The sequence below is a fragment of the Aeromonas sp. 1805 genome (assembly GCF_013085525.1).
Lineage (GTDB): Bacteria > Pseudomonadota > Gammaproteobacteria > Enterobacterales > Aeromonadaceae > Aeromonas > Aeromonas hydrophila.
Map to the genome: position 1 here is coordinate 2,991,924 of NZ_CP038515.1, position 12,209 is coordinate 3,004,132.

Sequence of the window (12,209 nt, forward strand, 5' to 3'; positions counted from 1 at the left end):
GTGGCTCTAGTTTTAGGGCGCGGATTTTACCGGAATGGCTAACCAAAAACTATACAGCCGGCACGGCGGAATCGAACAATATCTCCGGCGAGGCAGGATTGTGCCAAGGCAGGCCCGTTTTGAGCCGATACGGGCCGATGACGGCACCCTTGCCCCGTCAGCTTGCTGGCTGTTGAGTTTCAACTCAATTTTGCGAGAGCGGGAAGACGGGTGTCACTATACTCCCTGCAGGCAGACTGGAAGGAAGGACGGGATGGACAGCTCATTTGGCGAGAGAATGCAGAACGTGCACGCTACGCTCAGGCAGCGGTTTGACAAGTTGAGCCGGGTGGCCATCGCGATTTATGACCAGCACACGGACAGGCTCAAGACCTTTGCCCACAGCACCGAGGGAAGTTCCCCGCTGGTGCAGTACGAGGTCAAGCTGAGCGACGTCCCCTCTCTGCGCTATCTGGCCGAACACCGGCAAGCAAGGGTGCTCGACACGCTGGATGCGCTGCTGGGCTCCCCCTCCGAGCACAGCCGCAAGCTGCTGGCGGCCGGTTATGAGTCCAGCTACACCGAGCCGTTGTTGTTCAACAGCAAACTGTTCGGTTTTCTGTTTTGCGATGCCAGGGAGCCTGGCTACTTCGACCCCGCCATCCGCGGTGAACTGGCGGCATACGCCCAGATCCTGGCGGCCATCATCGCGGTGGAGTTTTTCTCGATTCAGACCCTGAGCGGTGCGCTCACCACGGCGCGGGAGTTCAGCCGCTACCGGGATGAAGAGACCGCCAATCACCTGCACCGGATGTCGGCCTATTCACGGCTCATCGCCCGCGCCGTGGCCACCCGTTATCCCTTGAGCGATGAGGAGGTGGAGTTCATCTATCTCTTCTCCGAGCTGCACGACATCGGCAAGATTGCGGTGCCCGACGCCATCTTGCTCAAACCCGGCAAGCTGACGCCAGAGGAGTACGGGGTGATGAAGATCCACCCGCTCAAGGGGCGGGAGATGATCGCCCTGATGATCAGCGAGTTTGGTCTCGACGGCATCCATCACACCGACATGCTCAAGAACATCATCGCCTATCACCACGAGCGCTTCGACGGGCAGGGTTATCCGGAGGGGCTGGCGGGGGAGGCGATACCACTGGAGGCCCGTATCGTCGCGGTAGCCGACGTGTTCGATGCACTCACCAGCGAGCGGCCCTACAAGCAGGCCTGGACGTTCGAAGCGGCCTTTGCCTACCTCGAAACCCACGCCGGCAGCCAGTTCGACCCCGCCTGTGTCGCTGCGGCGCTGTGCAACAAGGAGGCGTTTCGCGCCATCCATCAGCAATACCGAGAGCCCGCCGCCAGCTAGGCGGCGGGCCTGGTGCCTATCCCATTCAACCCTGTTGGAGCTCTGCGTGAGATAGCGTGAGAGCGGCGGCGGGCTCTGCCTCGTCGCGGCCGTCAATCGGATGGAGCCCATCATGACGAGCGTCACTGATTGACCCGCCTCGTGCCATTGGGCTTATCCGGCTTTGGCCAGATCTGCTACTGTGACCATCAACTCATCACAAAGGGTGGAGCACAGCATGAAGATTCGATTCCTGGTGATAGCAACGGCCATGGCGCTGGCGTCAGCCCCCAGCCTGGCTGACTGGGCCAAGGTGAAAGCGGCCGCGAGCGAGCTCGGCAGCGCGGTGAGCGACACCAGCAAGGAGGCGTGGCAGAGCGTCACCGACTTCTCCAAGGCGACCTGGGCATCGGCTTCCCAATGGGGCTCGGAGGCGTTCAACACCGCCGGCGCCTGGACCGACAAGAGCGTGGCGACCGGCAAGGAGTGGCTCACGGTGGCTGACAAGAAGCTCGACGAGATGCTCGAGCCCAAGACGGCCGACGAGGCGCGGCTTGCCCTCGATACCATGGCAGATACCGCCCTGGTGCGGCTGTTCAACCAGCAACCCTCGGCCAAGCTGTTGTTTGACAAGGCTTATGGCTATGCGGTGTTCGACTCGCGCAAGTTCTCCCTGATGCTGCACACCAACCAGGGGGCCGGGGTGGCGGTCAATCGCACCAGCGGCAAGCACACCTACATGAAGATGTTCGGTGCCGGGCTCGCGGCCGGGCTCGGCGGCAAGTTCTACCAGCAGGTGATCCTGTTTGAAGACAAGGCCAGGTTCGATGCCTTCGTGAGCCAAGGCTGGGAGGCCACCTCCGAGATGGGGGCCGTGGCGGGCAAGGAGAGCGCCGAGCTCAGCGCCAAGTACAACGGCGGCATGGCCATCTACCAGATCGGCGAGAAAGGCTTGCTGCTCGATGCCAACATCTCTGGCTCCAAGTACTGGGTGGACAAGGATCTAACCCGCTAGTCACCCGCTTTCCGGCCTTTTCCGTCGGCCCGCATCTTGCTGGCTGACGGGAAGGCCTGCTACTTGGCAAATAATCTGCTCTCGCATCGCCTGTTACAGGCTGCTTACCCCCTCTCATCCCGCTTGCCTAGTGGTTTTCTACTTGTTGGCACCCTAATTGCTTACACCTTGACAGCGTCAATGATTTGTCTGGGGATAGAATATGGAAATTAGTGCAAGCAGCCTGATGCAAGAGATGCAGGCTCTCAAGGTCGAAGCCGGCGCCACGCCGCTGACCCAGCCCGGCCGCCAGGTCACGTCCGACTTTGGCCAGTTGCTGCAACAGGCCCTTGGCAACGTCAACGAGTTGCAGGGGGCCGCCAACGATCTGCGTACCCGTTTCGACATGGGCGACAACTCGGTCGACTTGTCCGAGGTGATGATCGCCGGCCAGAAATCCTCCATCGCCTTCGAAGCGACGGTGCAGGTACGCAACAAGATGGTCGATGCCTACAAGACCATCATGAACATGCCGGTATAAGCGCGCTCACCATGGCAACTGAACATCATGAACATGTCAGCAATAAGGACATAAATCGTGGCTAATGACCAAAACGGCGAACTGCTGATGAACGATGAGGGCAGTGCCGCCCTCGATGAGAATGAGCAGAAGAGTTCAGCACTCGGCTTTCTGTCCAACACGGATGTGCTGCGTCAGATCACCCTGATCCTGGGGTTGGCCATCTGTCTGGCGATCGCCGTTTTCATCCTGCTGTGGGGCAAGGAGCCGGACATGCGGCCCCTTGGCACCTACACCACCCAGGAGCTGGTCAAGACCCTCGACTACCTCGATCAGCAGAAGATCCCCTATCAGGTGGATGGCAAGAGCGTGCTGGTCAGTGCCGAGAACTACTCCAGCATCCGGTTGGCGCTGACCCGTGCCGGCCTGGCCAACGCCACCGACACCACCAGTGACGGGGAAGACATCCTGCTTAAAGATTCCAGCTTCGGCGTCAGCCAGCGCATGGAGAGCGAGCGTCTCAAGCTGAGCCGCGAGCGTCAGCTGGCCAGCGCCATCGAGCAGTTCCAGAACGTGGCCAAGGCCCAGGTACTGCTGGCCATCCCGAAAGACAACGTGTTTGCCCGCAACGAACGCAAACCGAGCGCGACTGTGGTGCTGAGCCTCAAGGGCAATGCCCTCGGCCAGGGGGAAGTGGACTCCATCGTCGACATGGTCGCCTCCGCGGTGCACGGTCTGGAGCCGACTCGCGTTACCGTGACCGACCAGAACGGCCGCCTGCTCAACTCGGGCTCCCAGGATCCCGTCTCTGCCCAGACTCGCAAGGAGTTTGCGATGCAGCAGAAGCAGGAGCTGGAATACAAACAAAAAATTGACGCCATCCTGATCCCGGTGCTCGGCGCTGACAATTATACGGCGGAGGTCGATCTCTCCCTCGACTTCTCCCAGCAGGAGCAGACCCGCAAGACCTACAACCCGGACTTGCCGGCGGTGCGCTCCGAAATGACCATGGAAGAGAACAGCGCCAACGGCAGCAACGGCGGCGTGCCCGGCGCCCTCTCCAACCAGCCGCCTGCCGCCTCCAACATTCCGCAGCAGGCGACCGGCCCCAATGCCGAAACAACCGCGTCCTCTTCCGGCCGCTCCCGCAAGGAGGCGACCCGCAACTTCGAACTGGATACCACCGTCAGCCATATCCGGCGCCAGATGGGAGGCATTCGCCGCATGACCGTCTCGGTGGCGGTGGATTACAAGGCGTCTACCGCTGCCGATGGCAAGGTGACCCGCGAGCCCCGTACCCAGCCCGAACTCGATACCCTGCGCCGTCTGCTGAGCGGTGGCCTTGGCTTTGATGTGACCCGTGGTGATACTCTGGAGGTGGTCGCCATCCCGTTCAACCGGCCCGAGCTTGAGAGCGTGGCCGAAGCGCCGCTCTACGAGCAGCCCTGGTTCTGGCGTGCGGTGCGCATCGCCGCCTCCGTGCTGGTCATCATAGTGTTGATCGTCACCGTGGTGCGACCCATGCTCAAGCGCCTGCTCTATCCGGATGCCAAGCCGGAAGGGGAACTGGACTTCGACAACCACACCGTCCTGGGTGGGGATGACGAGCTCAGTCTGCTGGCGGCTCAAGCTGAATCCGAGCCGGTGTTCGGGGTACGTGACGGCCATCTGAAACTGCCGGATCTGCACCGTGACGAAGACTTGCTCAAGGCGGTACGTGCGCTGGTGGCGAACGAACCGGATCTGGCCGCACAGGTCATTAAAGAATGGGTAGCGAACAAAGATGGCTGACGAAAACAAGACACAGGTCACCGGCAATGACATCACCGACAGTCAGCGCCAGATCCTGGATCAGATGAGCGGGATGGAGATGGCGGCGGTATTGATGCTGAGCCTCAACGAAGAGGATGCCGCCCAGATCTTCCGCCATCTCGAACCCAAGCAGGTGCAGCGGCTCGGCATGTCGATGGCCTCCATGTCGGATTTTAGTCACGACCGGGTGGCGGCGGTCCACCGTCAATTCATCGACGACATCCAGAAGTACACCAACATCGGTATCGGCAGCGAAGACTTCGTACGCAAGGCGCTGGTGGCGGCCCTTGGCGAAGACAAGGCCAGCAACCTGGTGGACCAGATCATCCTGGGTTCAGGTGCCCGCGGCCTCGACTCGCTCAAGTGGATGGATGCCCGCCAGGTGGCCAGCATCATCCAGAACGAACACCCGCAGATCCAGACCATCGTCCTCTCCTATCTGGAGCCGGAACAGTCGGCCGAGATCCTGAGCCAGTTCCCGGAACAGGTGCGCCTCGATCTGGTGATGCGTATCGCCAACCTGGAAGAGGTGCAACCGGCGGCGCTGCAAGAGCTCAACGACATCATGGAGAAACAGTTCGCCGGTGCGGCGGGTGCCCAGGCAGCCAAGATGGGCGGCCTGAAGGCGGCAGCCAACATCATGAACTACCTCGACACCAACATCGAAGGCCAGCTGATGGACTCCATCCGCGAGTCGGACGAGGAGATGAGCCAGCAGATCCAGGATTTGATGTTCGTGTTCGAAAACCTCATCGATGTGGACGATCGCGGCATCCAGACCATGCTGCGGGAAGTGCCGGGCGATCTGCTGCAACGGGCGCTCAAGGGCTCCGACGATCAGATGCGCGAGAAGGTGTTCAAGAACATGTCCAAACGGGCCGCCGAGATGCTGGCGGACGATCTGGAGGCCATGGGGCCGATCCGGGTCTCCGAAGTGGAAGCCGCCCAGAAGGAGATCCTCTCCATCGCCCGCCGTCTGGCGGATGCCGGCGAGATCATGCTGGGTGCCGGTGGCGGCGAGGAGTTCCTCTGATGAACGGTCACGTCGGCGTGAATAGCAGGCCGGGCAGTAGAATGGCGAGGAGTGCGGCAGGCAGATGAACAACAACAAGCTGCGCGGTTATGTCAGACCCGACGGGGATGAGAGCCAGGTCCAGACCTGGGGCTGGCCCGAGATGGAGGTCGAGGCCGAAGTCGAGACCAATGCCCTCGGGCTGACGCCGGACTGGTATCGGCAGGAAGAAGAGGTCCCGGTCGAAGAGCCGGTGGAGGAACCGACCCCCAGCATCACTGCCGAGGAGCTCGAAGCGATCCGCCAGGCTGCCTGGGAAGAGGGCATGGCCGAGGGGCGTGAAGCCGGTTACGCCAAGGGGCTCGAAGAGGGCAAGCTGGAAGGTCTGCAGCAGGGCCATGCCGCCGGGCTGGAGCAGGGCAAGGAGGAGGGGCTGGCCCTCGGTCGCGAGCTGGTGGATCAGCAGATGAGCCACTGGCAGGGGCTCATCGATCGCCTCGCCAACCCGCTCAAGGAGCTGGACGGCGCGGTGGAGCAGCAGCTCATCGCCCTGGTGATGCAGTTGGCCCGCGCCCTCATCCGTCACGAGGCGGAAACCTCGCCCCGGCTGTTGCTCGAAGCGCTCAAGCAGGGGCTGGCACTGTTGCCGGCCGCCGAACTGGGGGTCACCCTGATGCTGCACCCGGACGATCTGGCCCGGGTCGAGCAGGCGTTCGGCGCCGAGGAGTGCGCCAAGCGCCACTGGCGGCTGCAAAGCGATCCCACCCTCTCCCCCGGCGATCTGCAGCTGGCCACCGAGCTCTCCAGCATCGATCTGACGCTGGCGGGACGCATCGATCAGCTGCTGCGCAACTTCCTGCGCGACAATGCATCGCAGGATGCCCGCGGCTAAGGGCGTGCGGGCCGCCAGGGTGTGGCCCGTCTGCTTTCTCTACCCATTCAACGTCATATCTCAGGAGGCCGGATGAGCGGCTCGTTACTCAATCGGTTGCAAGGGTATCGGGTACGCGATATCGCCCCCAAACCGCCGGTGGCCGGCAAGCTGACCCGGGTGGTGGGGCTGACCCTCGAAGCCATTGGCTGCCGCGCCGCCATCGGGGCACTCTGTCGCATCGATACCCAGGATGGCTCGCTGGAGGCCGAAGTGGTCGGTTTCTCCGGCGATCGGCTGTTTCTGATGCCAAGCGAACAGCTCAAGGGGGTCATTCCCGGTGCCCGGGTGGTGCCCATCACCGAGGAGCACGGCATCCCGGTCGGCATGAACCTGCTGGGCCGGGTCATCGACGGCATCGGCCAGCCGCTGGACGGGCTCGGCCCCATCCTCTCTTCCCAGACGGTGCAGTTTGCCCAGCACCGCATCAACCCGCTCTCCCGCCGCCCCATCCATCAACCGATGGACGTGGGGGTGCGCGCCATCAACGCCGTGCTGACCGTGGGGCAGGGCCAGCGGATGGGGCTGTTCGCCGGCTCCGGCGTCGGCAAATCCGTGCTGCTCGGCATGATGACCCGCGGCTCGGTGGCCGACGTGGTGGTGGTCGGGCTCATCGGCGAACGGGGCCGCGAGGTGAAGGAGTTCATCGAGGAGATCCTGGGGGAGGAGGGGCGTGCCCGCTCCGTGGTGGTGGCGGCGCCGGCCGATGCCTCGCCGCTGATGCGGCTCAAGGGGTGTGAGACGGCGCTGGCCATCGCCGAGTATTTCCGCGATCAGGGGCTCAACGTGCTGCTGCTGATGGACTCGCTCACCCGTTACGCCCAGGCCCAGCGCGAGATCGCCCTGGCGGTGGGCGAGCCGCCGGCCACCAAGGGCTATCCGCCCTCGGTGTTCGCCAAATTGCCGGCACTGGTGGAGCGGGCTGGCAACGGCAGCGACGGCCAGGGCTCGATCACGGCCTTCTTCACCGTGCTGACGGAAGGGGACGATCTGCAGGATCCCATCGCCGATGCGGCGCGGGCCATCCTCGACGGCCACATCGTGCTGTCGCGCGAGCTGGCCGATGCGGGCCACTACCCGGCCATCGACATCGAAAAATCCATCAGCCGGGTGATGCCCATGGTGACCTCGCCGGAACACATGGAGCTGGCGCGCACCCTCAAGCAGTTCTACTCCCTCTACCAGCAGAACCGGGATCTCATCACCATTGGTGCCTACAGCCAGGGCTCCGACCCCCGCATCGACCGCGCCATCATCCAGAAACCCTATCTGGATCAGTTCTTGCAGCAAGGCATGCGCGAGGTCATTCACTACGATGCGGGCCTGCAGGCCCTGCAGCTAGTGGCCATGCCGCTGATGCGTTGACGAGAAGATAAGAGGGAGGCGTGCCCATGAGTAAAGGCTTGGTAATGTTGTCGGAGCGGCTGGTGGAGGCCGAACAGCAGGCGGCGCTGGCGCTGGCCAAGGCCCAGCAGGACTTGAAGATCTTCATGGAGCAGCAGGACGCGCTCAACCAGTACCGCCAGATCTACCACCAGCAGTGGACCGACCGCGGCCTGCAGGGCATAGGTGCCCAGCAGAACAGCCAGTATCACGCCTTCATCAACAAGCTCGAGCAGGCAGCCACCCAGCAGTACGAAGGAGTGCTGCAGGTACGCCAGGCGCTGGAGCTGCGCCGCGAGGAGTGGCTGGCCGCCCAGCAGCGGCGCAAGGCGGTGGAGTTGCTGCTGGCCAAGCAGGCGGGACGCGAGCAGCAGAAAGCCCAGCGCCAGGAGCAGAAGATGCTGGACGAGTACGCCATGCTGCGCCGTTTCCACCATTCTGGCCTGTAACTTGCTTTCTTCTTGCCATCCCGTGTGCGCCTCACTTCCCCCGGGGAGCTGAGGATAAACCCGAAGCCGAATGTCGCCAGGAATCTTCACCATGATGCAGACACTGTTAACCAATTCTCCCGCCGCGCCGACCGCTACTGCAGCCGACAAGAGCGCTGTGCTGACGGCGAACCAGGATGGCGGTGAAGGGGCCCTGCAGAGCGACGGCAAGGTCGGCTTTTCCGAGGTGATGAACCGGGTGCAGCAGGCTGACAAGGTCAATGCCAAAGCCGATGGCAAGGTTGCCAACGCTGGTGGCAAGGCTCCGGCGCGGCCCGGCGCCGAGCAGGGGAATGTTGGTGCAGCGGACAGCAACAAGCCGGTGCCGACCGCCAAGGGCGAGGCTGCCAAATCTTTGGCGAATGAGGCCGAGGAGACCGCTGGCGCCGACGACAAACCACAGAAGGGGAGCGAGCCCGACCCCGCTCTCGCCCCCAACGATTTCTTGCAGCGTTTGCAGGATGCCCTCAAACAGGACACCTCTCTGGTGGCCCCGCCGGCCATCAATCTGGTCGCCACGGCTCCCGTCGTCGAGACGGACGGCAAGATGTTGCCGCAGGAAGACGCGGACGCCGAGTCGGCCGAGGCATCGGCCACCCTCACCCAGCCGCTCGCCGGCAGCAGCGACAAGCAGGGGGCGACGACCAGTGCCGCCGCGCTGGCCCGCCAGGCTGCCAGCTTGCTCACGGGAGAAACCAGTACACCGGTTGATGCGAAAGCCGCGCAGCCGGATGCCGTCGTGACGGATGACGCCGCCCTGACGGCTCAGCTGCAGGGCGCCGGGCAAGAGGGCGGTGGCAAGGAGAGCGGCGCCGGCGCCAATGCTGACCAACAGGCCGATAACAGTGGCAAAGAGACCAAGGGGAGCAAAAGCGAGCTCTCCACCGCCGAGCGGGCGGCCTTGTTGAGCAAGGTGCCTGCCGCCGCGTTAAGCGAACAGGGTGAGGATGACACCAGGATCCAGTTGGAGGGCGCCGACAAGGGGGCCAAGCCTGTGGTGCCGCCCATGGCGGGCAAGGAAGAGTCGGTAAAAACCGCTCCGCTGCAGGCCACCCACCAGGCCGTGGCCACTCAGCCCGGCGCCGCCAGAGCGTTTGAAGAGGGGGTGACCCGCACCGATGGCGGCTCGAGCAGCGCCGCTGCTGACAAGGCGCCGACGCAGACCGCTGCCGAGGGGGATGGGCAGTCCAAGCCGGTAGCTGCCAAGGCCGAGGGCCAGCCTGCTCCTGCCGCCAGCAGCGGCGCACCGGCGCCGGCCACCGCCCCCGCCAACGAACCCGTGCTGGTGGCGCCGCAACAGGTGCTCGCCAGCAGCGAGCCGCAGGGTCCGCAAGCGTCCCTGGCCAGCCTGTCAGCCGGGCTCAAGCAGATGGAAGCCACCGAGCGCAGCGACGCGCCCAGGGCCCGCAGTGAGGTGAAAGTCGACGTGAAGCAGAAGGTGGCAGATCTGGCTCGCGGCGGCGCTCAGGAGAGCAGCGAGACGACCACCACCCCGGAGAGCAGCCGCAGCCAGCAGGTCCAGCAGAACAGCCAGCCCCAGGCGGTGGGTCATGACAACCGGCCGGCGGCCACCGAAGCGGCCGCGCGGCGCGAGCCCGCCAACCTGCCCCACCTCAAGCTGGCCGATCCGGAGGCGCCGGCCCAGTTGCATCAGAAGGTCAACCTGATGCTGGCGGACAAGCTGCAGCAGGCGGAGATCCAGCTCGATCCCCTCGGCCTTGGCAAGATGAAGATCCAGATCCAGATGGGGGCGGACAGCCAGGCCAACGTCCATTTCGTGGTGCAGCACGGCCAGACACGGGAAATGCTGGAGCAGGCCATGCCCCGGCTGCGTGATATGCTGGCCGGGCAGGGCATCCAGCTGGGCCAGACCCTGGTGCAACAACAGCCGCAGCAGCAGTCACAGGGCCAGTCGGCGTTTGCCGGTCAGGGCCAGCAAGGCCAAAAAGGCAGCGGATCTTTTGCCGAAACAGGCCAAACTGAGGCAGAGGTCACGGGCGCCGGCATGCGTTTGTCGACGGAATCGACAAACGACAGCGGAATTGATTTCTATGCTTGATGCCAGCCCGAGTAAGTTTATGATATCGAACAAGTTTGAGACTAGGGTGGACAAGGGATGGCAGACGATAACGAACTGACGCTGAAAGATCCGGCGGCAGGTAAGAAAAAGAAGCTGATCATGATTATCGCCCTGGCCGTGATTGTGCTGGGTGGCGGCGGGGCCGGCGCCTGGTTCATGCTGTCCGGCGGCGACAAACCGGCGGCCGAGGCCGCGGGGGAGGGCAAAGATGCCAAGCCCAAGGAGGCGGCGCCTCAGCCTTCGCTCTACGTGGGCATGCCACGCCCCTTCGTGTTCAACGTCTCCGGTGGTCAGCGTGACCGGCTGGTGCAGATCAAGATCCAGCTGATGGTGCGCGGCACCGCCGACGAGACGCTGGCCAAGCAGAATATCCCCCTCATCGAAGGCACCCTGCTGCGGGTCTTCAGTGCGGCTACCAGCGAGCAGCTGATGACCTTCGAGGGCAAGGAGAAGCTGCGCAAGGATTCACTGGAAGAGTGCCGTCGGGTGCTCAATGACCTGGTCTCTTCCCCCGTTATCGAACAAGTGCTGTTTACCGGCTTTGTCATGCAATAAGGGTGAAGCGTGAGCGATCTGTTAAGTCAGGACGAAATTGATGCCCTCTTGCACGGGGTCGATGATGTCGAAGAGGAAGAGATAGGTGCGGCGGGGGATCCCGGCGTCGCCCAGTTCGACTTCTCCTCCCAGGACCGCATCGTCCGTGGTCGCATGCCGACCCTGGAGCTGGTGAACGAGCGTTTCGCCCGCCACATGCGGATCAGCCTGTTCAACATGATGCGCCGCACCGCCGAGGTCTCCATCAACGGCGTGCAGATGCTCAAGTTCGGCGAGTACGTGCACACCCTGTTCGTGCCGACCAGCCTGAACATGGTGCGTTTCCGTCCGCTCAAGGGGACGGCGCTCATCACCATGGAGGCGCGGCTGGTCTTCATCCTGGTGGAGAACTTCTTCGGTGGCGATGGTCGCTACCACGCCAAGATCGAGGGACGCGAGTTCACCCCCACCGAGCGGCGCATTATCCAGATGCTGCTCAAGCTGGTGTTCGAGGACTACAAGGACGCCTGGGCGCCGGTGATGGACGTGGGCTTCGAGTACCTCGACTCCGAGGTGAACCCGGCCATGGCCAACATCGTCAGCCCCACCGAGGTGATCGTGGTCAGCTCGTTCCATATCGAGCTGGATGGCGGTGGCGGCGACTTCCACGTGGCCATGCCCTACTCCATGCTGGAGCCTATCCGCGAGCTGCTGGATGCCGGCGTGCAGAGCGACAAGGGTGACACCGACGTGCGCTGGAGCAAGGCGCTGCGCGACGAGATCATGGACGTCAAGGTGGAGCTGCGGGCCAAGTTGCTGGAGACCGAGCTCACCCTGCGCGAGCTGATGGAGCTGCAGCCCGGCGACATCATCCCGGTGGAGATGCCGGAGAACCTGCTGGTATTCGTGGAGGACTTGCCCACCTTCCATGCCAAGATGGGGCGGACCAAGGACAATGTGGCGCTCAAGATCACCGACAAACTCAAGCGCCCGGAAGGGGTCAAGACCGAGATGCATCTGGTGACCCGGGGCGGTGTACGCATCGATGGCGAGGCCGAGCTGGAAGAGCTCGAGCGCAGCATCGAAGATCAACAACGATAAACGGCGATCTGCGCTGGCAGACCGTCAAGA

At 63.4% G+C, this 12,209-nt stretch carries 11 protein-coding genes; all 11 read left to right on the forward strand.

Translation table 11 applies throughout. The features are described 5' to 3' along the window. Positions 1–253: 253 nt before the first annotated feature. The 11 genes from E5E96_RS14110 (at position 254) to fliM (ending at position 12,179) form a co-directional block, all read left to right on the forward strand. Positions 254–1,345: an HD domain-containing phosphohydrolase gene (locus E5E96_RS14110; protein ID WP_171282431.1), complete on the forward strand. Its 1,092-nt coding sequence runs from the start codon at positions 254–256 to the stop codon at positions 1,343–1,345. 217 nt (positions 1,346–1,562) lie between these two features. Beyond that, complete coding sequence (locus E5E96_RS14115; RefSeq protein WP_171282432.1) at positions 1,563–2,339, forward strand: hypothetical protein; 777 nt, start codon at positions 1,563–1,565, stop codon at positions 2,337–2,339. 202 nt (positions 2,340–2,541) lie between these two features. Beyond that, positions 2,542–2,859: a flagellar hook-basal body complex protein FliE gene (gene fliE / locus E5E96_RS14120; RefSeq protein ID WP_029301485.1), complete on the forward strand. Its 318-nt coding sequence runs from the start codon at positions 2,542–2,544 to the stop codon at positions 2,857–2,859. 57 nt (positions 2,860–2,916) lie between these two features. Next, entirely contained in the window at positions 2,917–4,629 is a 1,713-nt protein-coding gene (fliF, locus tag E5E96_RS14125; RefSeq protein WP_016350050.1) for a flagellar basal-body MS-ring/collar protein FliF, read from the forward strand. Next, positions 4,622–5,683 (forward strand): flagellar motor switch protein FliG, encoded by a 1,062-nt coding sequence (gene fliG / locus E5E96_RS14130; RefSeq protein ID WP_011705273.1) that lies wholly within the window; start codon positions 4,622–4,624, stop codon positions 5,681–5,683. The genes fliF and fliG overlap by 8 nt, the downstream gene beginning before the upstream one ends. Before the next feature lie 64 nt (positions 5,684–5,747). Beyond that, positions 5,748–6,554, forward strand: a complete 807-nt coding sequence (gene fliH / locus E5E96_RS14135; protein ID WP_171282433.1) for a flagellar assembly protein FliH — start codon at positions 5,748–5,750, stop codon at positions 6,552–6,554. Between the two features lie 72 nt (positions 6,555–6,626). Further along, on the forward strand, positions 6,627–7,958 hold the full coding sequence (gene fliI, locus E5E96_RS14140) for a flagellar protein export ATPase FliI (RefSeq protein WP_011705275.1): 1,332 nt from the start codon (positions 6,627–6,629) through the stop codon (positions 7,956–7,958). A 26-nt stretch (positions 7,959–7,984) separates the two neighbouring features. Next, complete coding sequence (gene fliJ / locus E5E96_RS14145) at positions 7,985–8,425, forward strand: flagellar export protein FliJ (RefSeq protein WP_011705276.1); 441 nt, start codon at positions 7,985–7,987, stop codon at positions 8,423–8,425. A gap of 91 nt (positions 8,426–8,516) precedes the next feature. Further along, positions 8,517–10,523, forward strand: coding sequence for a flagellar hook-length control protein FliK (locus E5E96_RS14150; RefSeq protein WP_171282434.1), 2,007 nt, complete (start codon positions 8,517–8,519; stop codon positions 10,521–10,523). Between the two features lie 57 nt (positions 10,524–10,580). After that, a complete protein-coding gene (fliL, locus tag E5E96_RS14155) occupies positions 10,581–11,099 on the forward strand; it encodes a flagellar basal body-associated protein FliL (RefSeq protein ID WP_011705278.1) in 519 nt (172 codons plus the stop codon). A 9-nt stretch (positions 11,100–11,108) separates the two neighbouring features. Further along, the gene (gene fliM, locus E5E96_RS14160) at positions 11,109–12,179 is read left to right on the forward strand and encodes a flagellar motor switch protein FliM (protein ID WP_011705279.1); all 1,071 of its coding nucleotides are present in this window, start codon (positions 11,109–11,111) and stop codon (positions 12,177–12,179) included. Positions 12,180–12,209: the final 30 nt, after the last annotated feature.